At 35.6% G+C, this 25675-nt stretch carries 25 protein-coding genes and 1 riboswitch; of the genes, 15 read left to right on the top strand and 10 right to left on the bottom strand.

Annotation, left to right across the window (positions count from 1 at the left end; all coding sequences use genetic code 11):
- The first annotated feature begins 164 nt into the window (after nucleotides 1–164).
- Together ACWV26_RS07880 and ACWV26_RS07875 are read left to right on the top strand one after the other, a co-directional pair.
- Nucleotides 165–1430 carry a cation:dicarboxylate symporter family transporter gene (locus ACWV26_RS07880; protein ID WP_455897796.1) on the top strand — a complete coding sequence of 422 codons (1266 nt, stop codon included), beginning with the start codon at nucleotides 165–167 and terminating at the stop codon, nucleotides 1428–1430.
- A 316-nt stretch (nucleotides 1431–1746) separates the two neighbouring features.
- Nucleotides 1747–2994: a cysteine desulfurase-like protein gene (locus ACWV26_RS07875; RefSeq protein WP_455897795.1), complete on the top strand. Its 1248-nt coding sequence runs from the start codon at nucleotides 1747–1749 to the stop codon at nucleotides 2992–2994.
- A 61-nt stretch (nucleotides 2995–3055) separates the two neighbouring features.
- Here ACWV26_RS07875 and ACWV26_RS07870 read toward each other — a convergent pair whose 3' ends face one another.
- The 3 genes from ACWV26_RS07870 to ACWV26_RS07860 form a co-directional block, all read right to left on the bottom strand.
- Complete coding sequence (locus ACWV26_RS07870; RefSeq protein WP_455897794.1) at nucleotides 3056–4294, bottom strand: glycosyltransferase family 2 protein; 1239 nt, start codon at nucleotides 4292–4294, stop codon at nucleotides 3056–3058.
- Nucleotides 4295–4312: 18 nt separating this feature from the next.
- Entirely contained in the window at nucleotides 4313–6232 is a 1920-nt protein-coding gene (locus tag ACWV26_RS07865) for a DUF2334 domain-containing protein (RefSeq protein ID WP_455897793.1), read from the bottom strand.
- 243 nt (nucleotides 6233–6475) lie between these two features.
- The gene (locus ACWV26_RS07860) at nucleotides 6476–7315 is read right to left on the bottom strand and encodes an EamA family transporter (protein WP_455897792.1); all 840 of its coding nucleotides are present in this window, start codon (nucleotides 7313–7315) and stop codon (nucleotides 6476–6478) included.
- A 332-nt stretch (nucleotides 7316–7647) separates the two neighbouring features.
- Between ACWV26_RS07860 and ACWV26_RS07855 the strand changes: the two genes are divergently transcribed.
- The 12 genes from ACWV26_RS07855 (at nucleotide 7648) to ACWV26_RS07800 (ending at nucleotide 18085) form a co-directional block, all read left to right on the top strand.
- Complete coding sequence (locus ACWV26_RS07855) at nucleotides 7648–8199, top strand: biotin transporter BioY (RefSeq protein ID WP_455897791.1); 552 nt, start codon at nucleotides 7648–7650, stop codon at nucleotides 8197–8199.
- Between the two features lie 15 nt (nucleotides 8200–8214).
- The gene (locus ACWV26_RS07850) at nucleotides 8215–9714 is read left to right on the top strand and encodes an AMP-binding protein (RefSeq protein WP_455897790.1); all 1500 of its coding nucleotides are present in this window, start codon (nucleotides 8215–8217) and stop codon (nucleotides 9712–9714) included.
- Nucleotides 9693–10841: a thiolase family protein gene (locus tag ACWV26_RS07845; RefSeq protein WP_455897789.1), complete on the top strand. Its 1149-nt coding sequence runs from the start codon at nucleotides 9693–9695 to the stop codon at nucleotides 10839–10841. Before ACWV26_RS07850 ends, ACWV26_RS07845 begins: the two co-directional genes overlap by 22 nt.
- On the top strand, nucleotides 10842–11231 hold the full coding sequence (locus ACWV26_RS07840) for an FAS1-like dehydratase domain-containing protein (RefSeq protein ID WP_455897788.1): 390 nt from the start codon (nucleotides 10842–10844) through the stop codon (nucleotides 11229–11231).
- Complete coding sequence (locus tag ACWV26_RS07835) at nucleotides 11209–11553, top strand: MaoC family dehydratase (RefSeq protein WP_455897787.1); 345 nt, start codon at nucleotides 11209–11211, stop codon at nucleotides 11551–11553. The genes ACWV26_RS07840 and ACWV26_RS07835 overlap by 23 nt, the downstream gene beginning before the upstream one ends.
- Entirely contained in the window at nucleotides 11550–12368 is an 819-nt protein-coding gene (locus ACWV26_RS07830; RefSeq protein WP_455897786.1) for an SDR family NAD(P)-dependent oxidoreductase, read from the top strand. The genes ACWV26_RS07835 and ACWV26_RS07830 overlap by 4 nt, the downstream gene beginning before the upstream one ends.
- On the top strand, nucleotides 12369–13169 hold the full coding sequence (locus ACWV26_RS07825) for an energy-coupling factor transporter ATPase (RefSeq protein WP_455897785.1): 801 nt from the start codon (nucleotides 12369–12371) through the stop codon (nucleotides 13167–13169).
- Nucleotides 13154–14008 (top strand): ATP-binding cassette domain-containing protein, encoded by an 855-nt coding sequence (locus ACWV26_RS07820; RefSeq protein WP_455897784.1) that lies wholly within the window; start codon nucleotides 13154–13156, stop codon nucleotides 14006–14008. Before ACWV26_RS07825 ends, ACWV26_RS07820 begins: the two co-directional genes overlap by 16 nt.
- Nucleotides 14001–14804: an energy-coupling factor transporter transmembrane component T family protein gene (locus ACWV26_RS07815; protein ID WP_455897783.1), complete on the top strand. Its 804-nt coding sequence runs from the start codon at nucleotides 14001–14003 to the stop codon at nucleotides 14802–14804. Before ACWV26_RS07820 ends, ACWV26_RS07815 begins: the two co-directional genes overlap by 8 nt.
- On the top strand, nucleotides 14805–15128 hold the full coding sequence (locus ACWV26_RS07810; RefSeq protein WP_455897782.1) for a CHY zinc finger protein: 324 nt from the start codon (nucleotides 14805–14807) through the stop codon (nucleotides 15126–15128).
- Entirely contained in the window at nucleotides 15125–16090 is a 966-nt protein-coding gene (locus ACWV26_RS07805) for an NAD(P)H-dependent flavin oxidoreductase (protein WP_455897781.1), read from the top strand. The genes ACWV26_RS07810 and ACWV26_RS07805 overlap by 4 nt, the downstream gene beginning before the upstream one ends.
- A 546-nt stretch (nucleotides 16091–16636) precedes the next feature.
- Entirely contained in the window at nucleotides 16637–18085 is a 1449-nt protein-coding gene (locus ACWV26_RS07800; protein ID WP_455897780.1) for an MFS transporter, read from the top strand.
- A gap of 395 nt (nucleotides 18086–18480) precedes the next feature.
- Here ACWV26_RS07800 and ACWV26_RS07795 read toward each other — a convergent pair whose 3' ends face one another.
- Both ACWV26_RS07795 and ACWV26_RS07790 read right to left on the bottom strand, forming a co-directional pair.
- On the bottom strand, nucleotides 18481–19776 hold the full coding sequence (locus ACWV26_RS07795) for an NCS2 family permease (RefSeq protein WP_455897779.1): 1296 nt from the start codon (nucleotides 19774–19776) through the stop codon (nucleotides 18481–18483).
- A 143-nt stretch (nucleotides 19777–19919) separates the two neighbouring features.
- A riboswitch (purine riboswitch) is annotated at nucleotides 19920–20021 on the bottom strand.
- 404 nt (nucleotides 20022–20425) lie between these two features.
- Nucleotides 20426–21067 carry an FMN-dependent NADH-azoreductase gene (locus ACWV26_RS07790; protein ID WP_455897778.1) on the bottom strand — a complete coding sequence of 214 codons (642 nt, stop codon included), beginning with the start codon at nucleotides 21065–21067 and terminating at the stop codon, nucleotides 20426–20428.
- A gap of 187 nt (nucleotides 21068–21254) precedes the next feature.
- On the opposite strand from ACWV26_RS07790, the gene ACWV26_RS07785 reads away from it, so the two are divergent.
- On the top strand, nucleotides 21255–21746 hold the full coding sequence (locus ACWV26_RS07785; RefSeq protein ID WP_455897777.1) for an RrF2 family transcriptional regulator: 492 nt from the start codon (nucleotides 21255–21257) through the stop codon (nucleotides 21744–21746).
- A gap of 239 nt (nucleotides 21747–21985) precedes the next feature.
- On the opposite strand, the gene ACWV26_RS07780 is transcribed toward ACWV26_RS07785, so the two are convergent.
- The 5 genes from ACWV26_RS07780 to ACWV26_RS07760 all read right to left on the bottom strand — a co-directional run bounded on the left by ACWV26_RS07780 (nucleotide 21986) and on the right by ACWV26_RS07760 (nucleotide 25452).
- A complete protein-coding gene (locus ACWV26_RS07780) occupies nucleotides 21986–22555 on the bottom strand; it encodes a dihydrofolate reductase family protein (RefSeq protein WP_455897776.1) in 570 nt (189 codons plus the stop codon).
- A gap of 257 nt (nucleotides 22556–22812) precedes the next feature.
- The gene (locus ACWV26_RS07775) at nucleotides 22813–23493 is read right to left on the bottom strand and encodes a DUF554 domain-containing protein (protein ID WP_455897775.1); all 681 of its coding nucleotides are present in this window, start codon (nucleotides 23491–23493) and stop codon (nucleotides 22813–22815) included.
- Between the two features lie 51 nt (nucleotides 23494–23544).
- Nucleotides 23545–23877, bottom strand: coding sequence for a GyrI-like domain-containing protein (locus ACWV26_RS07770; protein WP_455897774.1), 333 nt, complete (start codon nucleotides 23875–23877; stop codon nucleotides 23545–23547).
- Nucleotides 23878–24644: 767 nt separating this feature from the next.
- Nucleotides 24645–24800 (bottom strand): hypothetical protein, encoded by a 156-nt coding sequence (locus ACWV26_RS07765; protein WP_455897773.1) that lies wholly within the window; start codon nucleotides 24798–24800, stop codon nucleotides 24645–24647.
- Nucleotides 24801–24981: 181 nt separating this feature from the next.
- The gene (locus ACWV26_RS07760) at nucleotides 24982–25452 is read right to left on the bottom strand and encodes a peptide-methionine (S)-S-oxide reductase (RefSeq protein WP_455897772.1); all 471 of its coding nucleotides are present in this window, start codon (nucleotides 25450–25452) and stop codon (nucleotides 24982–24984) included.
- Nucleotides 25453–25675: the final 223 nt, after the last annotated feature.

The raw sequence follows: 25675 nt of genomic DNA, 5'->3' as shown, positions 1-25675 counted from the left end.
TCACAATATTATATCTTTTATCACTAATAATCAAGCTCTTTAACAAAAGTTGTATTACAAATACAGATATTTTTTGTATTACAACAATTGGTATTACTTTTCAATCTAGCGCAATGTTTTTTTGTTTACAAGATCAACCACAATAAAAAGGAGGAATCAATCATATGAAAAAATTCGGATTGCCATTTCAAATTTTAACTGGTCTTTTATTAGGTATTATTGTAGGTGCTATCTTCTATAAAAACCCCGGGGTTGAAACGTATTTAAAGCCATTAGGAGATATCTTTTTACACTTGATTAAAATGGTTGTTGTTCCGATTGTAATTTCTAGTATTATTGTTGGTGTCGCTGGATTAGGGGATGCTAAGAAGCTAGGTAAACTTGGATTTAAGACTATATTATATTTTGAAGTCGTTACTACAGTAGCTATTATTTTAGGAATACTATTCGCGAATGTCTTTCATCCTGGAACAGGGATTAATTTGAATGAACTGACAAAAGGTGATATTTCTAACTATGTTCAAACCGAAAAGCAAATCGAAAATGGTGGACATTTAGATTTCATCATTAATATCGTTCCAACAAATATTTTTGAATCTATGGCAAATGGACAATTATTATCAGTTATCTTCTTTTCTGTACTTTTTGGGTTAGGGGTCGCAGCAATCGGTGAAAAAGGAGAACCTGTTTTAAACTTCTTTGTTAGTGTTTCGAGTGCGATGTTTTATGTAGTTGGTCTTGTCATGAAAGTTGCACCATTTGGTGTTTTTGGATTAATAGGTGTAACTGTTTCTAAATTTGGGCTCAGTTCCCTTGTCCCATTAGGAAAATTAATTCTTGTAACTTATGGAGCCATGTTCTTTTTTGTCATCGTTTGCTTAGGGCTAATAGCTAAACTGTTTAAAGTTGATTTTATTAAGATGCTAAAACTTCTGAAGGAAGAATTAATCCTTACATTCTCTACTGCTACTTCCGAAACGGTTCTTCCAAAACTCATGGAGAAAATGGAGAAATTCGGTTGTCCGAAATCAATTGTTTCTTTTGTAATTCCAATAGGATACTCTTTTAACTTAGATGGTTCTACTTTATACCAAGCAATTGCAGCAATATTTATTGCTCAACTTTACGGAATAGATATGTCTTTAACTGAACAAATTACATTAGTTCTAATTTTAGCTGTAACTTCTAAAGGAATTGCAGGGGTGGCTGGTGCATCTTTTGTCGTTCTTTTAGCTACTTTAGGTGCTGCTGGTCTACCACTTGAAGGGTTGGCCTTTATAGCTGGTGTTGATTTCCTATTAAATATGGGTCGTGCTACGGTTAATGTAGTAGGAAATGCATTGGCTGCAGTAGTAATGTCTAAGTGGGAGAAACAATTTGATATTGAAACTGATGAACATATTATTTTAACAAACAAAGAAGTAATTTAGTAACAAATCAAATTGAGAATTAAATGTTCTAGTTTAAAAAATTTTTCGTAAATATATTGAATAGACGTGTAATAATCTTTTTGAAACGCCCCCTATTTAATAATAAAAATTGATTTTATTAATTTTGTGACACCTTTCTTTGAGTAACTGGTTCATTCAAAAAGGTGTCATTTTTCTGTTCAAAAGTCTAAAATCGTTTGAATCATCAAGGAAGATGTTGAAATTTAATTATTCTCCCCTCTCTGCAGGAATGCCTGAATAGTTATCGTATAACTATTGTAAGGCATTTCATTTAAACAAAAGGGGTGTTTGTTAAATGGTCAATATTGATAAAGTTCGTGAGCAGTTTCCAGCTTTGAATCGCACATATAATGGGGAGAAAGCAGTTTATTTGGACGGACCTGGTGGATCTCAGGTGGTTAAAAATGTGATGGATGCGATGGTTGAGTATATGTCAAATGGAGGGGCAAATCTACATGGTGAATTCCCGACAAGCAAAGAAACGGAACAACATTTTGAAAATGCTCGAAAGGCAGTTGCCGATTTAGTTGGTGTTAAACCTTGTGAGGTGGCTTTTGGTCAAAACTCTACTTCACTTATGTTTTCTATTTCACGTGCCCTTTCTAAGTCATGGACTAGCAAAGATAATATTGTTGTTTCTGAACTGGATCATCGTTCAAATGTGGATTCATGGGCGACTGCAGCACATGATACAAAAACAGAGGTCCGTTATATGCCTGTTGATATTGAGACATTAACGCTCAATCTTTCTTATCTAGTAGATTTAATTGATGAAAATACGAAGCTTGTGGCAGTGACACTGGCTTCGAATGTAATTGGTACAATAACAGATATCAAAAAGATTGTTGCGCGTGCACATGAAATGGGAGCGCTTGTGATTGTAGATGGCGTTCATGCAGTCCCCCATTTTGCTATTGATCGTGACAAATTAGGTGTCGATATTTTACTTTGCTCTGCTTATAAATTTTTCGGCCCTCACATCGGGATTGCTGTTATCAAAGAAGGATTATTCCAGCAACTACCCGTTTATAAATTGCAACCAGCCCCAACCTATATTCCAGATAAGTTAGAAACGGGTACACAAAATCATGAAGCCATTGCTTCAATCGAAGCTTTGGTTGATTTTATTGCTAGTCTTGGCTCAGGTGTAAGTCGAAGAGAAAAAATTATCGATGCTTATAATGAAATTGAGGAACATGAAAATACATTAGCGCAAAAACTTCGTAACGAACTTGCTATTATACCTGAAGTTACATTGTATCAAGCACCAGATAATGTGGCGAAAACTCCTACAGTTGCTTTTACTATAAAAGGAGTAGATTCGGTAGAAATATGTAAGTGGTTAGCCGAGAACTATGCCATCTTCATCGCAAGTGGTGATTTCTATGCCTCTACGCTTTGTAAAAAACTAGGTCTTGCTGAAACGGGTGGCTGGATTCGTGCTGGTTTTGCACCTTATAATACATTAGAAGAAACAGAGCTACTTGTTTCTGCGATAAAGAACTATATGAAGGCGAAGAATGTAACGAGTAAAATTAAATAAATCCTATAAAAATGAGTAAAACCGCTTGGCTAATGCCAAGCGGTTTTTTATAAGTACAAATCTATTCCTTCATATCCTCCAACCGGATAGAACGTGTGTGGACTGTATGATTCCAGGATTTATTGTGACTAGTGAAGCACCCTATTATTGTGATTGGGAACCATGTAAATTGAAACACCGGGAATAATAGTAGACCCAGATACGATTTTAATGGCTTTTTCTCTAGCATCATGACTAGTGGAAATTGCATAAATAAGATGATGCTGAGCGCAATCCAACCCCAATCTGGAACTAACTTTAGTAAAGCGAATTGCTTAGATAATGGTGTAGCAATTTGCAAATAAGTCATGACCCATACTGCTGCTACGCAGACGAACCGGATTGGCTGGAATAAGTAAAATGCAGCATCGAGTTGAGAAAAGCTACGTCTTTTCATCGCAAGTCCAAGAAGCGGGATCATATATCTTCTTGCACATTCTGTATGCCCTCTAATCCAACGTACTCTTTGTCTGATTGAGCTTTTAAGTGTGAGTGGTTTTTCATCATAAACTATTGCATTATTTGCCCACGAAGGATAGATTCCTTTCATGACACATTGCGCAGTAAATTCTACGTCTTCTGTTAGTGATGTGGCATTCCAACCGATTTCTTTGAGTAATGCAGCTTCGAAACACATGCCTGTACCAGCCAAAGTGTTAGGCATCCCTAAGTTTTGTCTTGCTTGCTGCCATAAACGGTTCATGAACCAATACGTAATGGCATAGGAAAGTGTAACCCATGAGTCATATGGATTTTTCGTTTCAACATAGGCTTGTATCACTCGATCGCCGTTCTGAAGCTTATGATTCATCTCCAGTAAAAAGTTTTCACTTACTAAATTATCTGCATCAAATATAACCACTGCATCGAACTGACGCTTCCTTTGCCATAGATGATTAAGCATCCATTCAACTGCATAGCCTTTCCCTCTTCGTTCTTCATCAAATCTTTCCATTGCATGAACGCCGTGTTTTTTTACAATTTTAGCGGTCTGGTCTGTACAGTTATCACAAATAACGAAAATATCATATAATTTCTTCGGGTATTTTAAGTTCTTGAGATTTTCTAATAGTGGTGCGATTACCTTTTCTTCATTGTGCGCTGCTACAAGAATAGCAAATGTTTTTTCAGGTGCATTTTTCAGTGCTAGTCCTGCTTTTTCCTTTCTATACCCAGCAAAACTGATGATCAATTGAAAAATTGTAATGGACAAAATAACTACTTGCAATATGTTAGCTATAATTACCAAAAATAGATGCATTATTTCTTCCTTTCGATATTAAGGGTTCTCACTTTGATAAGACAGAGCGATATCTAATACATATTTTGAATCATCGTAAGAACCAATATCTGTTTTTCCATTGCCATCAAAGTCAGCAACAAATCCGATTCGCCCTTTCCCATGAGCCCAGGGACCAAAGTCATTATCTAGAGGGATAAACTGATGATTTCCCTTGTTTTCGTACACTCGAAATATCCCCGTCTTTGATGTATATACGATTACATCGCTTTTACCATCTCCATTCGGATCACCTACAAGAACTTGATCGCCCAATTTTAAATGGATGCCTTGAATTATTTTTGGATGAGTGTATTGTCCGTTTCCCATAGAATAGAGAATGGATAGTTGACGGTCTTTCTGTGATACACAAAGGATGTCGTTTTGATAAGAGTTGTCAAATCGTCCTATGTATAGTTTCGAATTTTTTGGAACAAGGGTTTTTGAAGTGTTGATGACAATTTTCTGATTAACATAATCAATCGATTTAATATGCCCTAATTGTTTGGCAATCATACGTATACCATTTTGAGATTGGACGCTTTGCAAGAAATGAAGACCAGTTGGTAGTTTAGAAAGTTTGGTCGGAGGTAAAAACTTACCTTCTCCTGCCCATGAAATCCAAAGCTCTCCATTTTTTTTATTGTAGCCAATCAAGTCTTGTTTACCATCGCTGTTCCAATCAGAAAGAATCAGCTCTTCTTCAGATGTAAAGTTGCGTTTTAGCCAAATTTCAGATTCAGGCTGCGCACGATTTCGCGGAAGTGAAAAATTTTGTGAAATTACTTGCACTTGATTCTTTTCAACGATAATCACATCGGTATGTCCATGCCCCGTCACATTTCCCAGCAAAATTTGTTTTGCTTTCGTTTTAGGAGGCAATGTCACACGATGTGCAGGTGTAAACGGAACGATATCATGGAGAGACATAAAGCGATATCCTTCCTTTTCGAAACCATCCAATAACCTATGAAGATAAGACTTTGTGCCTTCCTCTTTATATTTATAAACAGGTAATCCATCTTTAATTAATTGCTTTCCATCTGCTCCACGCTGTTCTTCCAAATAAAGGAATTCTAGAAATGGATGAAAGTAAAAGGATGCAAGACGATCATCTTTTGCCGCCTTTGATAACATTCTGTCGACTGATTTTCCATCCGCAACATAACTGTATGTTGTAGGCACATAAATAGAACCTAAACTACTTTTCCCATAAGAATTAGTCGTATCGTAAACATTCATATCTTTAAACGTACGAAGTGAAAAATAATCCGGCTGAAACAGGACTCCTATGAAAGAGCGGAACACTTTCTCCTGAGTCCTTGTGTCATGATAATGTGGTGTTTCCCAAAATGACGGATGTAATCCAGCTTTTTCAAATGCATTTATACTTTGGGTAATTCGCTCAGCAGCATAGGAACTTTCTTTCGTCTCTGGCATACCTTTTACACTAAACTCATACCCCGTCCCAGAATTCTGATTGTCTGAAGGTTGGATGGAATCACCAAATTGATGACTATATCCATGCATCCCTAAGACTGCTCCATTTTTTTCACCAGTTTGAAGTAATTTGATCAACTGGCTTACGACTAAATCAGGATGGGAATCATCAATTCCTCTTTCCTTCCATGTACCATCGTCTTCGACATTTATCCACCTAGGTATAACAGCCATATGGTAAGGAATTTTCTTAGACTGAATATACTCCATCACAGCACGTAACTTACCTAACCCTTCTACGCTACCATAATTCCCACCAGGACCAATATCTTCAAGTCGAATCATCGCATGGTACTTTTTTATATTTGGATAGATGTTCTCCCCAGTAAAAGTAATTCGATATAAGAATATAGACACTGCAACAACTACGGCAATTGCAACTATACCTACACTTTTCCATCTCTTACTCTTAACAGCCATATTCTCCTCCAACTTCATACATTTCAGAAATTCTTACAATACACAATATACCCGCATTTGTAACAATTAATTCTTATGTAAAATGCTCAATTTGTTATTTTAGGATAAATAAAATACGACTTAGCCAAAATAATGTGATGATTGCACATTATTTTGATTAAGTCGTATTGGAGATTAAAGCAACTTACTTTTGGGTTAGACCAACTAAACCACTCAAACAATTTAATTCTCCATCAATAAAAATCATATTTTCGTAAGGACAATCCCTGCAATGGCAGTTAGTACTCCGATAATTTGATAGGTTTTCATTTTTTCTTTATAGACCAATACACTGCCAAGGACTACGACTAAACAGCTTAAGCTGACGATTGGGAATACGATTGTTGCGATTCCTGTGTCTAGTGCAAAGAAGTAGCTACTGTAGCCGATGACGCTGAAGCATCCGATAATGGTGCCGAATTTCACTTCAGTGCGGAGCCATTTTTCTTTTGTGATGATACTTTGCATGATTAGATAAACAGCTCCACCGCCGTACATACAAACGAGTGTATTGATGGAATCGATTTGTAAGTGTGAAGAGGTTTTCATCAACACACCAAGAATGCCGAAGCAAAGCATGGATAGCAAAATTCTATAGATCCATGGCATATAGTTAATGTTGTTTACTGTGCTCCCCGGGCTATATTGAATGACTATTGCTGATGCAAGCATAACGATAATGCCAATCCACTGAATTAGTGAAATGTGCTCATGGAAAATAAGGGCTGCACTGAAAATCGGTATGATGGTATATGTACTAATAATTGGTGATGTTAAACTTGCAGGTCCTTTTTCAAATGCCTTTGTCATTTGCATATTCCCGTTTGCATTTAAAATACCAATTAATGCACCGAGTACGATGGTTAATAGATTAAAAGGTGCGAAGCCTTTCATCATTCCATACCCAAACATTAACAAAAAGGCAACGAGGTAAAAGAAAAACTGCATATGTACTTTTGACATACCTTTTCCTGCTGTAGCTTTGAAGATTAGGTTATTGATGCCAAAACAAAACATCGTCAAAATTGCTGTAACAATCCACATATAAATCCTTCTCTCATATTAATAATGCTAATTTTAATATGAAGATTGTGAAAGTTAATGAAATTTTTCTATTTACGTCATATCTCGCATAAAGTTGGTAGATTAGAAGCTTAAAAGAGAGAATTTAATACATTTTTATAAAAGTATTGAGTGGCTTATTTCATCTCCATCCAACATATTTTTAGCCGGGTAATTAATAGATAAACACACAATTTATATCATTTGCGTTAACCAAAACAAAATAATAGTTTACATATTTTTAAGGATGCGATATTATATTGCCATAAGTTGTAAGACAATTATAAATTATATTATTTTTTGGAGGTAGTACAATGACAACAAAAGAAATGGTTTACGCAGCATTATTTACGGCATTAATCGCGGTATTAGGCATGATTCCCCCGATTTCACTTGGTTTTATACCCGTACCAATTACAGCACAAACACTTGGCGTCATGCTTGCTGGCTGCTTTTTAGGAAAAAAGACAGGCGCAATTAGCTTGATATTATTTATCATTTTAGTCGCTTTAGGTTTACCTATTTTGTCAGGTGGACGTGGAGGTCTATCTACTTTGGTAGGACCATCTGCAGGATACATATTTAGCTGGCCACTTGTAACATTCTTAATTGGTTATGCAACAGAAAAAGTATGGGGTTCTTTAAAATCTTGGAAACTATTTATAGTTAACTTCATATTTGGTGTTTTACTAGTAAGTTTAATCGGTGCACCAATTATGGCAATCATTACAAATACATCTGTTTGGGCAGGTCTTGTCGGAGCTACAGCGTTTTTACCAGGAGACACGATCAAAGCCATTATCGTAGCACTTCTTGCCGTTCAATTAAAATCGATTAGTCCAATCGAACAAAAAATCAATCAGTAGATCGGGTGTGATGACATGGAAGTCATAGAATCAATAGTACAGAACGCAATGACTCACCCCAATAATGTTGCTTTATCAGACGGTCAAATTGAGCAGACCTATTCCGAATTAGTAGAAAAAATGAAGAAGGTCGCATATGGCTTACAGCAAATCGGATGTGACAATGAAAGAATCGCTATTTTATCGAAAAATCGGATAGAATTTGTAGAAGTTTTCCTTGGTATTATGTATGCCGGATGTATTCCTGTCCCGCTCGACCCTAAATGGAGTTCAAACGAGTTAAAAGTGATTCTTGAGAAATGTCAGCCAAACGTAATCTTCTCTGAGGTTGACCATGTACAAAAAAATCTTCTCAATCGCACTAATGGTTTGGATACTGTTATAACATTTTCAAACGATGAAGAAGGCTCCTATTCTAAATGGTTAGAAACTCTGAATGAATTACCTGAATACAAAACAAATGACGTATTGTTTATTGCCTTTACTTCTGGTACTACTGGTATTCCTAAAGGTTATTTAAGAACCCCTCTTTCTTGGGTTGAAAGTTTTGAGGCGACAAATGATGCATTTCAATTTAGCAAAATGGAGGATATAGCAGCACCCGGTCCTTTTGTACAATCCCTTTCTTTATTTGCAGTCATGCAAAGTTTATATTGTGGTGCGACATTTCACTTATTTACTTCCTTTAATGCAGATGAAGTGATAAGACGATGTGAAAAAACGCCAGATATGATTTTATTTGTTGTACCGACTATGATCGAGAAACTTTTAGAAACTGTTACGAGAACTTCGCCAATCCAAGCACTTATTAGCTCAGGCTCAAAATGGAATGAAGAATCCAAACGAAAAGCAAAAGAAGTTTTTGGAAACACGAAGCTATTTGAGTTTTATGGTTCATCTGAAGCTAGTTACATCAGCTATTTTGATATAAATGTTGATAATCATTCAGGCTCAGTTGGAAAGCCTTTTCCAGGTGTCAAGATTTCAATTCGTGATAATGATTTCAATGAAGTACCTCATGGTGAGGTTGGCCAATTATTTATTCATAGCAATATGATGTTTTCAGGTTATTTTGAGATGCCTGATGAAACCAATAATGTATTTAAACAAGGTTGGCTCAAATTAGGTGATTACGTCTATGAGGATGAAGACGGCTATTTATATATTGCTGGACGAGCAAAAAATATGATTATTTCTGGTGGACTTAATATTTACCCAGAGGAAGTTGAGTTAATTTTAAAATCAATCCCAGCAATCGAAGAAGTGATGGTGCTTGGACTTCCCGATCCTTATTGGGGTGAAAAAGTTACTGCAATCATTCAGTGGAAAGATTCACAAGCTTTAACATCTGAAGATATCAAGACTTTTGGCGAACAGTATTTGCCAAGCTATAAATGTCCCAAGGAAATCTTCACTGTAGAACAATTTATCTACACAAGTAGTGGCAAAATTGCACGTCAAAAAATGAAAGACTATTTAAAGAAGGTGATGTCATGCGAGATGCTGTCATTGTAATGGCAAAACGCACGCCTATCGGTAAAGTTGGCGGCAAGTTTTGTTCGTTGGAGCCAGAAAAACTACTAGCACCATTAATTAAGGATATTTTACAAGAAATACAGGTGGAGAAGCATATCATAGATGATGTAATTATCGGAAATGTTGTCGGTCCTGGTGGGAATATTGCTAGAATGTCAGCTTTAGAAGCAGACCTTCCTGTTACTGTACCTGGTATGACAATAGATAGACAATGTGGATCCGGCTTAGAAGCGATTAATATCGCTATGCGTATGGTACAAAGTGGCGCCGGAGACATCTATCTTGCAGGTGGCGTTGAAAGTACTAGTCGAGCACCTTGGAAGATGAAAAAACCTTTATCGCTAAACGGTATGCCTGAACCATATTCACGTGCCCCTTTTACACCGAGTAAATATGGGGATCCAGATATGGGGATAGCTGCAGAAAATGTAGCCAAAAAATATGGCATTTCTAGAGAAGAACAAGATGAATTTGCCTTATTCAGTCATCAAAAGGCAATTCAATCTATTCAAACAGATAGATTTCAAAAAGAGATTGTTCCCATTGAAGTGGATGGGCAATGGATATTCCAAGATGAATGTCCAAGGACAAATACAAGCCTGGAAAAGTTACATAAACTCTCCCCTGTTTTTTTAAAAGACGGGACCGTAACAGCGGGAAATGCTTGTCCATTAAATGATGGAGCAGCCCTTTTATTAATCATGTCTCTAGATAAATGTCGTGAACTTCACCTCAAGCCTATTTTAAAATTGGTCGATGCAAAAGTAGCTGGTGTTGATCCCAATTATTTAGGAATTGGACCTGTACCTGCAGTTCAAAAATTATTGACCGGATCTAATCTTTCTATCCAAGATGTGGATGTCGTTGAGTTCAATGAAGCATTTGCTTCACAAGTTTTAGCTAGCTTAAAGGAACTTGATATCCAAATTGATAAGGTAAATCGAGGTGGAGGTGCCATTGCTCTAGGTCATCCTTATGGAGCATCCGGAGCCATATTAATGACTCGGCTATTTCATGAAATGCTCATCGAACCCTATAAAAGAGGGATGGCAACTCTTGGAATCGGCGGAGGAATCGGTATTGCTACTCTAGTGGAGGCGATCTGAATGACGACTGTCCAACAAATACAAGTATCCGCAAAATGGATTCGGGAATATGCAGATAGCATTCACTCCCCTATTCAACTCTTACAAGGAAAGTTAGTTGCACCTTCTACAATGCCTGTTGTTTTTTGGCAATTTTTTAAGGAAACGTCTGACCAAGTTCCTATGTTACATGGATTTCAAAAATTCTACTATGAACAACCGGTTACGGCCGGTATGATCTTAGACTGTGAACTCCAACTTCTAAAAACAGAAGAGAAAAAAGGGAGTACTGGAAAGCTAACATTATTTACGTATTGTCTAACTTGTACGTGCAAAGGGAAATTAATCGTCAAAGCAACTACTATACTCATTCAGGTAGGTGAAACCAATGAAAAAGTTCATCAGCTCTGAAGAAATTAAGCATTATGCAAAGGTCTCAAACGATAATGCATCAATCCACATTGACCAAAGTGCCGCACAAAAGTTAGGGTTTGACCGTCCTATTGCACATGGCATGTATTTAATGGGCCTTGCACAATCGCTCTATTTACAAACACATCCAAACATTTGGATTGAGCAATATGAAATGCGCTTCCAGCAATCATTATTAGTGGATCAAGATGTTGAATTTCATTTTGAAATACAAGGTAATCATGTACAAGTTCAACTTTCTACTGCCACTCAACAAAAAATAGCTTTAGGAACTCTCTATGTAAAGGAATGGAATCAATGAAAAAGGTTGTATTAATTACAGGATCCACGAGGGGTATCGGAAAAAGCATTGCAAAACATCTTAGTCGCTCTGATTATTGTGTTGTGGTCAATGGAACCAATCAAACGCTAATAGATGAAGTTGTTGCGGATATTCATGCGATTGGTGGAAAAGCCGCTGGTTATTGCGCAAATATAGCTGTTGCATCTGACGTTTCCGCTCTTGTTGCATTTACTATTGAAACATTTGGACAAATTGATGTCCTGATACATAATGCAGGTAATTTAGTAGATCAAAAATGTATAAAAATGACAGATGAACAGTGGCAATCTGTCATTGATGTTCATTTGAATGGTGCGTTTTATTGTATACGTCGTGTATTGCCCTATTTAATGAATGGCGGCGATATTATTCTGATGACTTCTACTGCCGGATTAATGGGTTCAGTTGGTCAAGTAAATTATAGTGCGGCAAAAGCGGGACTTCTCGGCATGCTTTATACACTTGCTAGCGAATTAAAACCTTTCTCCATTCGAGTTAATGCCATATCGCCAGCTGCTCTAACGGATATGACAAGACCCGTAATTGAACATTTAACAGAAAAATACGCCAAGCGTAATGAGCCTTTCCCTGAATTTTGGAAGGTTGGATTATCAGATGATATTGCCTTTTTTATCGGTGAATTGCTGCGTTACAAAGATGATCGTATAACAGGTGAAATCTTTGGAGTCAATGGCAAGAAAATTACTAGATGGGAAAAACCAAAAGCAACCAAATCTGCTGTTAGTCCTGAGGCATTTTTCCGTACCTATGAAGTACAAAAAGGAAGTGATTAGATGCTGTCATTTAATCATGTCTCTTTTTATTATAAAAAAGAGACACCCATTCTCGATGATATCAGCTTTACGATTCAAAAAGGTGATTTTGCTTCTATTGTAGGGCCAAATGGTTGTGGTAAGTCGACGATTGCGAAATTAATCGATGGACTATTAGTTCCTAAAGAAGGAACCATCCAAGTATTTAATCATGATACAAATAACGCGAGTGATTTAATGAAGTTAAGGCAAAAGGTGGGCTTTGTATTTCAAAATCCAGAAGATCAATTTATCACAACTTCAGTTTTAGATGAAGTCATTTTTGGTCTTGAAAATATTGGTGTGCCAAGAGATGAAATGTTTGAGCGTGCTCACTCCGCATTAGAAATTGTGAAAATGAATAAATATTTAGATGCAATGCCTCATGAATTATCGGGTGGGCAAAAACAACGTGTGGCAATCGCAGCAATACTAGCGATGAAACCCGAAATCATTATTTTTGATGAAGCGACGTCTATGCTCGATCCTGAAGGTAGAAACCAGATACTCGCGATTATGCAAAAACTTCATCACGAAGGTATGACAATCATCCATATCACCCACCACATGGATGAAGTATTACATGCAGATCGCCTACTTCTAGTGGCAGAAGGACAATTATGTTTTGATGGGGAACCTGCAACCTTTTTTCAAACAGTTCAAGTGGAAGATTATCAACTTCAACAACCATTTGCTGTACGCATTTCTCAATTATCAGGACAAACAACTGCACCAACTGCAGATTGGAAAGGAGCGATTCGTTCACAATGGTCTACCAATTAAAAAGCGTAACCGTATCCTATGGACAGAATCAAGTCCTTCACAATGTCTCCTGTACAATTGATGATGGAAAATGGATATCCATTATCGGTCAGACAGGTGCATCAAAATCTACATTTGCCAAAGTTTTAAAGGGCTTAATTCCTTTTCAGGGTGAGTATTTCATTAATGGACAACCTGTGAAACGGGATGCAAAAGGCAATTGTTGTGTCATTCCTGAAATTGGCTTTGTTTTTCAATATCCAGAACATCAATTATTTGAAACAACTGTAGAAAAAGAACTATCTTTTGCACTCAAAATGAAAGGAATGAAACAATCTAACATTTCAGATGCAATTGCTTCCACTCTCCCACTCTTTGATCTAACAGAAGATATCCTTCCTCTTGTTCCGTTTCAATTAAGTGGAGGGCAAAAAAGAAGAGTCGCGATTGCTTCAGTGTTAATGACGAAGCCAAAATTATTAATTCTCGATGAACCGACTGCGGGATTAGACCCCGTAAGCCAAAAGAAATTATTGCAACAATTAAAACGATGGCAACTAGAAACAAATGGAACCATTCTTTTTGTATCACATCAAATGAATGACGTTGCACAATATTCGGATGAAGTGATGATCTTCCATCAAGGAAATTTAATTGAACATGTTCAGACGGATACACTCTTTTTAGAAAAATCTACCTTACTAAAACAAGGAGGATTATCATTACCTGATGCCGTACAACTATTACAGTTAATCGAAGAACTTTGTGGCGAGAAGATTCAAGTGGCAAGCTGTAAAGAAGAGGATATCTTCACAAAAGTCTTACCTATATTAAACGCTAGAAGGGTTAATTATGAGTAATTCAATTATAATCGGACAATATTTTGATACTACATCACTCATTCATCGTTTAGACCCAAGAACAAAAATTATCAGTATCTCAGTAATCATGCTTAGTTTTATAACGTTAGAGACAATCACTAGTTATTTCGTTGCAACACTCATTGTTTTTCTGTTGTTACGAATATCCAATGTTCCTCTATCTGTTTTTATAAAAGGGTTAAAGCCACTCTTATTTGTTCTATCTTTTACTTTTTTGTATCATGCTCTGATGACAAAAGGACAGGTTATTTGGTCATTTGGATGGTTTAATCTTACGTCAGATGGAATGATTCAAGGTTTTCAATTTGTCTTTCGCATTATTTTATTGGTGCTTTTAGCTTCTGTTTTAACTTTAACGACAAAGCCACTGTCACTAGCTGCTGGACTAACAAGATTGCTGATGCCTTTGTCAAAATTGAACATCCCTGTTGAACAACTTTCATTGATGATTGTCATAGCAATTCGATTTATCCCAACAATTTTACAAGAATTAGAGCGCATTCTGTTAGCACAAAAAGCGAGAGGTTATGATGTACATACATTGCCCATCCATAAACGTCTGTTTGCTTATATTCCAATGTTAATTCCCCTGCTTTTTACGACAGTTGAAAGAGCAGAGCAATTATCTTATGCGATTGACGCAAGAGCTTACGGAACTGGAAAAAATCGAACGAACTATATTCAATTACAATTTCAAAAAATAGACTTTTCAATAATGGGTAGTTCAATTCTTATTGCACTGATGTTATTATTTTTGAAAATAGGAGGAATTTAAATGCACGTTTATGGTTCAGTAATAGACAGTGAAACACGCTGTACACATTATCATACTGAAAAAGACATTATTGCCATCAAGTTTGCATGTTGTAATCGATACTATCCTTGTTATAAATGCCATGAGGAACATGCCAATCACCCCATTAAAAGATGGTCAAAAGAGCAATTACATACATTAGCTATTTTATGTGGTTCCTGTCAAACAGAGTTAACCATTCAACAATATATGGAGTCTAGTCATTGTCCAAATTGTCATGCACAATTTAATGATCGATGTGAATTGCATTATCCAATTTACTTTGAAGTGGAGGGTACAGAATGAACTGGGAAACACGAATGACAAAATTACTTCAAATCGACTATCCAATTATTCAAGGTGGACTTGCTTATTTAGCTTACGCGGAACTAGCGGCAGCTGTTTCAAATGCTGGTGGGCTGGGCCAAATTACGGCAATGAGTCTACCAACGGATGAAGATTTACGAAATGAAATTAGAAAATTACGTTCATTAACATCGAAGCCATTTGGTGTTAATTTTGCGATTGGCATGCATGGTATTGGATATGAAAGTCGTGTGCAAGTCGCAATTGACGAAAAAGTTCCTGTCGTGACCATTACGGGTGGTAACCCTACCCCTATTTTGCAAATGCTAAAACCGACTTCGACAAAAACGTTAGTTCTTGTAGCCTCAAGAAGACAAGCACAAAAAGCCGAACAACAAGGAGCGGATGCTGTAATTGTTGTTGGTCAAGAAGGGGGTGGCCATTTAGGAAAAGATGATATCGGCACAATGGTTTTAGTCCCACAAGTAGTAGACGCCGTAAATGTCCCAGTCATTGCTTCTGGAGGAATTGGAGATGGTCGTGGTTTGATGGCAGCACTAGCTCTAGGTGCAGAGGGAATCGAAATGGGTACCCGGTTCATTGCAACACAAGAATGCGTCCATGCATCCCCATCCTATAAACAAGCATTAATCGATGGTTCCGAGACTGATACAATGGTCATCAAACGTCTGATTGGAGCACCTGCTAGGGTTTTACGTAATGACTACGCACAAACAATTCTTGATATCGAAAAAAACACACCTACCTATGAAGCTATAAAGGATTATATTTCTGGTACTGCTAACAAACAATGGATTTATGAAGGAAATAAGGAAGAAGGATTTGCCTTTGGCGGCCAAGTAATCGGTATGATTCATGATATTCCGACTGTCTCTGAGTTAATAAACAGTATGATTCATGAGGCAGAAACCGTACGTAATAGATGGGGAACTCGCTTTTAAAATACCCATTTGGTTGAATTAAGTCTTCCTTGTCACTATTCTTCACCATCAAATGTGTAAATAAGCTGCCTGCCATTTCCCAACCGGTGGGCAGATAATGGTGTGGCCAATTACAAACCCTCTCATAGATTGAACAAAATTATTTCTTATCTTGTCTCTTCTTGCACAATTCCCAATCACTGTTCATTTCACGAAAAGATTTGAAGAATATTAACGCTTCAATTCATAAAAAATTTCATCACAACACTTCATGCAAATAACATAGCATTTTCCACCACTTACTCCAGCAATTCTGTTGATGGTCCTTCTCTCACCTTGATTGTCTTTTTTAATTTGAAGAAATAATATTTAGTCCTTGCAGCATCTCTATTCAATCTTATAAAATGTTTATTTTTCTTTATACAAGGGTACCAAATAGTAGGAGCTAAATTGCTTACTATTTTTCCTCAATTAATATTTTTACTTGATAAAAAGGTGGTTTGCGAATTTTCTAAATAATCAAATTTTAATTAAAATAAGTTATACAACAAGGAGTTGTTTTACAACATGAGACGAAAAAAAATAAAGATAGAGCCTGATGATATTAATATTATCAGTTCAAAGAAAGCAAAAAAGGCGGTTGTCGCCACAGGTATCGGGAATGCGATGGAGTGGTTTGACTTTGGTCTTTACGCTTATCTCGCTGTTATTATTAGTAAGATTTTTTTCTCAGGTGTACATAATAGCAACCTTCAATTAATCTTCACATTCGCTACATTTGCTTTAGCCTTCTTAGTTCGGCCAATTGGTGGTATCATATTTGGACGAATCGGAGACCGTTATGGACGTAAAATTGTATTAAGTGTCACCATCATCATGATGGCATTTTCAACACTACTCATTGGATTACTGCCGACCTATGAAACTCTTGGTGTTTGGGCACCTATTCTCTTGATACTTGCCCGCATGATTCAAGGATTCTCTACAGGCGGAGAGTACTCAGGTGCAATGGTCTACATTGCCGAATCTTCTCCCGATAAAAAACGCGGAACGCTTAGCAGCGGACTCGAAGTCGGTACGCTTGTCGGCTATATTGTTGCTTCTGGTCTTGTTACTGTCTTAACCTTAATCTTAACCAATGATCAAATGCTAAGCTGGGGCTGGCGTATTCCATTTATTCTTGCTGCTCCGATTGGCTTGATCGGTATCTATTTACGCCGTAATTTAGAAGAATCACCTGTTTTCGAAGAAATGGAAAAAGAACAAGAAGAACAATCAGTTCCATTTAAAGACATGCTGAAATTTTACAAGAAAGATTTGCTGTTAAGTATCGTGATTGTTGCATTCTATAATATTACCAGCTATTTAATCCTATCTTATATTCCTTCTTATTTAACAGAGACTTTGCACATTGACCAAACCATCAGTTTACCGTTACTGGTCATCGTGATGATTATTATGATACCACTAGCACGTTACTTCGGCCGACTTAGTGATCAAATCGGCAACAAACGTGTCGTGCAAATCGGACTTGTTGGATTAATGCTCTTCTCTGTTCCTGCCTTTTGGCTTTTAGGAAAAGGACAAATGGGCTTCATCTTTATAGGGATTTTAGTACTTGGCTTCTTGCTAAGCAGTTACGAAGGGACACTACCATCAGTGCTACCATCTTTATTCTTCTCCGATGTCCGTTACCGTGCATTGGCTGTAACCTATAATATTTCCGTTTCTATTTTCGGAGGTACCGCACCACTGGTTGCATCTTATCTCGTTCAAGCAACCAACAATTCACTTGCACCTGCCATCTATTTGGCAATTGTCAGTCTGATTGGTCTTGTGATTTTCACATGGCTCTTTACTAGCACATCAGGACGTGCACTAAAAGGTTCATATCCTGCTGTCGAAACGAAAAAAGAAGCAAAAGAAGTATTACAAAAGGATCCCCATCATATTTTATGGTGGTTAAAAGAAAAAATAAAAATAAAGGAAAAAATTAAGCTAAAAGAATTGAAATAAAGCATGGTTTTTATATATACACTTTTCATAAAAGCAAACAATCTGCCTATCTATCAATAGAAAGGCAGATTGTTTTGTATTGAAGAAAGTTTCCAACTTTCAGGGTAACTTTAAACGTATTTTAAAAAGAAAGTTTATTAAACTGAACTGCCTCCTTACTTTAAGTATATTATTTCACAATCTAACTTAATTTTTAACATCCAGTTTTATATCAAGAAATGTACCACACTAATATAGCTATTCATGAAGAAAGACGCTTTCCTTCTTTCGGAAAGCGCCCAGTTGTTGCAGACTATTATGAAAATCTTATTAAGGTAACTATACTCAATCAAAAATTCCACTTAGTTTTTATTATACTTAGTCAATAAGTTCTTCTTGAACTAACGTACTCTTTCCTACACTATAAAAGCAAAGTATAAAATGAATAACAGACAAAGCACATACATAATTGGATGAACTTCCTTAAAACGCTTTTGTGCTGCTAAACAAATTGGATAAATAACAAAACCCAGTCCAATCCCGATTGCCACACTAGAAGTTAGAGGCATCATAATAATTGTTAAAAAGGATGGAATAACAATCTCTAACTTCGTCCAGTTGATTTTACGGATTTCCATTGCCATTAATGCTCCTACAATAATTAATGCAGCTGATGTAACTTCCACTGAAATAACATTAACAATTGGTGAAAAGAACAAAGCAACCACAAAACAAGCTGCAATAATGACAGACGTAAAGCCGGTTCTTCCTCCGACAGCAATACCAGCAGAAGATTCAACACTTGTAGCAGGTGTAGATGTACCTAAGATAGCTCCAATTGCACCAGCAGCAGAATCGGCAAGTAATCCTTTTCCAATATTAGGAATTTTATTATCTTTCATCATTCCTGCTTGGCTAGTTAGCCCAATTAATGCACCAGCTGTATCAAAAAAGGCAACAATTAAAAATGTGAAGATAACTGTCAGTGTTTGTGGGGTAAAAATCTCATCCAAATGGCCAAACACGATACCAAATGTTGGTTTAATGCTCGGGATATTTCCAACAATTGATGAAGGAACATCAATTAATCCGAAAATCATACCAATAATCGTTGTAATAACCATTCCATAGAAAATTCCGCCATGGATGCCACGTACTAACATAATGATTGTAATAATAAGACCAATAATAGCTAGTAGAGTCATAGGTGAAGTTAAATCGCCAATAGACACAAATGTAGCTTCATTGCCAATAATAATTCCACCATTTTTTAACCCGATAAATGTGATGAAGAATCCAATTCCAGAAGCGATTGCGTATTTTAAATCGATTGGAATGATATTAATAATCTTCTCTCGGATTTTCAATAAACTTAATATCATAAAAATGATTCCAGCAACAAATACACCAGTCAAAGTGACTTGCCAGTCGATTCCCATCCCAATACATACAGTAAAAGTAAAGAATGAGTTCAATCCCATACTAGGTGCTATGGCGATTGGGAAGTTCGCAAGTAAACCCATAAGTAGTGTTCCGATGATTGCAGTAAGCGCAGTTGCAGTGAATACAGCACCACTATCCATTCCAGATTGACTTAGGATCAGTGGATTTACGACTAAAATATAAGCGATAGATAAGAAGGTCGTGATTCCTGCTAGTGTTTCCTGCTTATAGGAAGTGTTCCGTTCTGCAAATTTAAAAAAGTTTTTCATGTTGTAATCTCCTATTTAGATTGAAAAGGAATGATGCCGAGGTTCGTTTTCCAACGAATCCATTTTATATTCCCCTTGATATTAAAAAAAACTTTGACCATAAATTGGCCAAAGCTTTTTTCTACAAAACGGAACAAAAATATCATTAATTTCCCATTCCTTGTAGACAAGCTATTTATTGGTAGCTGGTAGAAACTTTCAAGCCGTATTCTTGAATTTATACAAGGTATATCTATTCTTTTTAAAAACAATAGGAGAATGATAACAAGTTTAATTTAAAACGTCAATAGTATAAATTGGAATAAGTTTTTCCGGTAACAGAAATAAAAATATTCAAAAAAGAGAAAAAGTTGAGAAGATACTAGATTCATAAAAAAACAGCTCGGCACAAGGCTGGAAAAGTCTACATTACTGCACAAGCATTTGGTTATAATGTGAGTGCCTTAACAACGGTAGTTAGGGTAATATTATATTCAAATAGAACTCATAATCCTCAAAATACAATGACAGAGGGAATCGAAAAAATTACTGAATACAAATTTTATTAAGTGCATTTGAATTGAACACTATAAGGTGTTCGTTGAGAGTTATTATTTTTCAGTTGCTGTATTTCCCACTACAATTTATTTGTCTTTATTTAAGACAGAATTCATTCAAGTGCTAATCTTGAAGCAGCTTCTTCAGCTTCTTTAAACGCTTTGTGCAATACTTCATTTTTGTCTAATATAGAAGTTCCTTGTGCGCGAATGATTTGATAATCTTCAATACCGAGGAAATTAAACATTGACTTCAGATATTTATGAGAGTATTCAACTTCTGTATACCAATCATCATTTGTATAGATTCCTCCACTTGCTTGTATGACAAGCATTCTTCGACCGTCTTTCAGTAGCCCAACTGACCCGTTTTCAGTATATTTAAAAGTTTCACGTGCAATCATTATATTATCCATATAATCTTTTAACTTTGATGGAATATTAAAATTATGCAAAGGTAAAACAATGATATACGTATTTGCACTTTTAAATTGTTGTAAGATTTCGGACATACGCTCCGTTAATTTTCGCTCTTGGCTAGTTAGCTCCTGTTCTTTTCGCTGTTTTTCCCATGCACTTAAAACTGTTTTATCTATCATAGGCACTACATCACTGTATAAGTTTATCTGTTCAATTACTTCGCTTTCAGGAATTAATTCTTTATAAGCCATCAAAAAGTGGTTAAAAACCTGCAAACTAACTGAAGATGTATCATCTATACTTGGATGTGCGTTTATGATTAGTGTTTTGTTCATTTGTATTTCTCCTTTATAATTGACAATTAAAGATAATATTAATCGACGATTAACTTTGTCTATAATAGGCCTTATAATTTGTTTTGTCAAATGAATAAAATTTACCAAAAGAGATTTCTATTTGACTAGAACTCTAAATACTCCTAAGATACATTTATAATCCTTAATCAAAAGTAGGTGAGTTTATATGCAATATAGTGTCGGAGTTGAATATGCTCTGCATTGTCTAGTTTATTTAATTGATGTTCCTTCTAAAGAAAGTGTTGGGATAAAGGATTTGGCAGAATTTCAAGGGCTATCTGAGACATTTCTTTCAAAAGTATTCGGTAAATTATCTAAAGCTGGTATTGTAAGTTCTGTCCCCGGTGTAAAGGGAGGATATAAATTATCTAAGTCCCCAGAAGATATTTCCTTTTGGGATGTAGTTGAAGCAGTTGAAGGTCCGAAGCCTATATTTCAATGTAAAAATATAAAAGATAACGGTTATTTGTATAGAGAAGGCTGCTGTTCAGCTCCTTCCTTTTGCACCATCAATTTAGTTATGCTCTCTGCAGAAGAAAAAATGCGTGATTATTTACGTAGTAAAACACTTTCATGGTTAAATGAAGAGCTTAATCGTGTCTTACCCCAACAAATACGTGAAGATACCCAGAAATATTTTTCGAAGAGTAGTATTTAAAAAAACCTCTCATGAAATTCCTTAATTAAGAGGAATTTAGAGAGGTTATTTCTTACTTCAAGTTAACGTATCTTTCATATGTCTATAGATAATTACAATAGCTTTATTCAACAATCTGGCCCTTTAATGAAAAATGAGCGCTTACCCTTATTCAAGGAAAGCGCTAGATTGTTAAAAAAATGACAATGAGTATCTTCTAATGAAATTTATTGCATTTCATTTTAAAATGTGCAATTTTATTAATTCATATTCAAATGGTAGATTAGTTGCACAACACCAGATGAGAATGTTCTTATATCAACCATGTTTAAATTTAATCTTTGTTTTATATCAGTAAACAGCGGTTTTCCTTCTCCCAAAATAACCGGATGAACTGATAATCTAAACTCATCAACAAGCCCTAAATTGATAAAAGTTGTAATTAGACTTGATCCTCCATATAGCCAGATGTCTTTACCAGGCTTATTCTTCAACCTATTTACTTCTTCAACAATGTTATCATTTATGTAAATGGTTTTATGATTAGTCCCTTTTTGCGTTTTAGAAAATACGATTTTTTCTTTACTATGAATTAATTCCCACATTTTTTTATCAATATCAGGATCTTCTATTTCTGGAGTAAATTCTCCCCATAAATCGTAGCTTTTTCTTCCATAGAAAATAGTATCAATTTGATTTAGGAAATTATCAAACTCCATCTCAGAGTCCATGATGCACCAATCAACTTCTCCATTTTCCCCTTCAATAAAACCATCTAAAGTAACTGCTAAATCTAAAATAATTTTCCTCGATTTTCCCCCATTAGACACAGTTCTTCCTCCCTTTAATCATTTAGTTAGTGTTACTCTCCGATTTTTTATTTTATCATTAATTATATAATTAGTTATTCAAGAGTATGGCCCTTATTTTAAAAAAGCTCTACCTTTTTCAAGGATAGCGCCCGATTGTTGAATATAAAAAGGCACAATTCTTTTCAAAAATTGCGCCGATTGCTTAACAAGTTTTCTTCATTCCAACGTTCCGCTAAAAAGAATAAATTGTATCAGAATAGTAATCTTTATTTCTTTTACGCAAACAAAGCTAAGCCAACAAACCAAAGTACAGGTATAAATAAAGCAGGCAACATGTTTAACGCTTTACTATCTTTAATCCCTAAAATTGATAAGCCTGAACTTAAAATTAAAATCCCACCAACTATCGATACTTCGATCATTAAAGCATCCGTTAAAAATGGCTCTATGAACTGTGCGCTTAAGTAAATTGACGTTTGCCAAATAAATAACACAACAGCTGCAAATGCGATGCCGAAACCATAAGTTGCCGCTAACGCCATCGATGTCACTAAATCTAATGTGGCATTTGTAAATAAATATGTATGATTATTATTCAAAGCGCTTTCTACTGGACCTAAAATTGATAAAGTTCCAATACAAAAAAGTAAAATCCCAGTTGATAGGCCTTTGCTTAAATCAGATTGTGAAAATTGATTAATAAGCTTTTGAAATTGTGCATCAATATCTACAATCGTTCCTACTAATCCACCGATGGCCAGACTGGCTATAAATAGTACGGGATATTCACTTTTTGGCATATTTTGAACAACAGCATTAATGCCGAGTGCCATCGCTGAAAACCCCATCGCTGTAAATAATACTGATTGGTATTCTTCCTTGATTCCTTTCTTTAAAAAGCTTCCGACCACAGTACCAATTAAAATAGCAATTGTATTCATAATTATGCCGATCATGTTGTCACTCCTCCTTTGTATTCCATCATAAACTTTCAAGTACCTTGAAGGTCAAGAATACTTTACAGGAATTTGGATTTCGGTAACAAACTCGTAAGCATTGTAGGATAAACCATAATCAATATACTCCACTTCAACAGATTCACCTATTATTTCGCAGTGTTTTTGTTTTAGATAATGTAAAAGTTGTTCATAATACATACTTGCATCAATATGTGTGCCTTGAAAACGCAATGTTACATATAGCCCTCCTGGTATTTCCTCTCGCACAGATTCTTCTGCAGATTCATTTTCTACCAATAAAAAAATGGCATCATGCGTATCAAATTTACGTTTTTCCATTTTCTGCTTTGAGATAGACATACCGATTTTTCCTAAAAACACTGCTGATTGTAACTTTGAATTATTCTCAAGTTTACGAATGAAGAGTTCTAAATCCGAACCACTTGGAATGGTTTAGCGTAACACAGCGATTCTCTAGATTTAAAGAAGGAATATTAGCTCAGTAAATAGTCACGTTCAAAATCCTCAACTGTAATTACTTCATTTATAAAATCCTCTATTAACCTTTTATCCTTATAAGCAAACATTTCTTTACCTTATTTACCATTTTTCAATTCATTCTAATGAAATTCCTTATTTGAGTAAACTTCTCAGTTAGTTTAAGTGTAATCTTCGTAATCTCAATTATTAATACATAATGTTCCTCAACAATATGCCTCCCGTGTATGAAAATAAGCGCTTATCCTAATTCAAGGATAGCGCCCGTTAATTGAATAAGATACCTAAACTGTTAACTCCAGTGTTACAAGGATTCTGCCAGGCCCATCTATCCATTATTTAAAATAATTAATTCCTATTGCTTCTCTTACTTCTAACTCAGGATACTAGGCGTAGCAATAGAAAAATTCCAACTCTAATTCCTCTTAAAGGTTGATCCATTAACTGGCCCTTAAACGAAAATAAGCACTAATCCTAATATTCAAGGATAGTGCCCTATAATTGAATAACTGAACCAGCGTCTCGTTTTATAAATTTAATTAATTCTTCTTTTACTTACATAATCTTTCAATACGTTACATACGAGAGGTATAAATATAATAAACCTCGAATACTTTAGAAACATTCGAGGTTAGTTAATTTGTTACTTTTTAACAGTCTTCACAATTGTTGTCGTTTTGATTACTGTTACGATCGAAATTTGCTTCGTTATCCGATCCTTCACGATTGTTTACATCTTGGTTGCGGTTAAGGTCATTGTTTGCTTCATTAGCAAACTCTTCACGGTTTTTACGATTTTTAGCCATTTTTATTCTCACCTCCACAGATATCATGTGGAGAAATAACCTTTTTATACTTTAAAAGCTTCTAAATAAACGCGTCCTTTAAAACTCTTTAACCAGGTCTGTAAACTCCATTACTCTTCCTCCAGTTTAATTCAATAATCCGGAAATCATATAGTCTAAAAACATCTTTTAGTATTCTTCATTACTTATATTTATTTAATATCTCTTTTGGAATATGACAATAATCGTTTGGACAATTAGCTAACCTATCTTGATGTTCTTCCGCACTTCTCACATAGTTTGTAAGAGGTAATACTTCTACAACTATAAGATCATAATCATTTCTCTCACCAAGAAATGCCATCGCTTCTTTTAAGTGTTCTTGCTTTTCGCTATAAACCCCTGTTCTGTATTTCTCACCAACATCCTGTCCTTGTTTATTCAAACTATATGGATCAATTATTTCAAAAAAATAGCCCATTAATTCCCTGATTGTTACCACCGTTGGATCAAATCCTGTTTTTACACATTCGGCGTAACCATCATAATCACCCTCAAGTGTGTAACTTGTTCCATTTGCTCTTCCTGCTTCTGTAAACTTTACTCCTGGTAATGTTTTTATAAAAGCTTGTACGCCCCATAAACATCCACCTGCAAAATATACTATTTCCATATTGTTCTCTCCCCTATGTAGAAATTACGGAATAATGAAAACTCTTTTAGTTGAAAGTCAAAAAGAGAGTCATAACTAAAACTGTAAAAACATTTTCCTTTATTATACATTATGCAAAAAACATGGTGTTAAAGCACACCATGTTTTCTACAACTTTATTATTCTTTAACAACATCTTTATTTAAAATAATAAGAAAATAGTTTCCTATTTGGCACATCTAGT

This window comes from Rummeliibacillus sp. JY-2-4R (genome assembly GCF_053847205.1).
The sequence above is the reverse complement of the archived record's forward strand: the minus strand, read 5'-3'. Positions and strand labels throughout refer to the sequence as shown.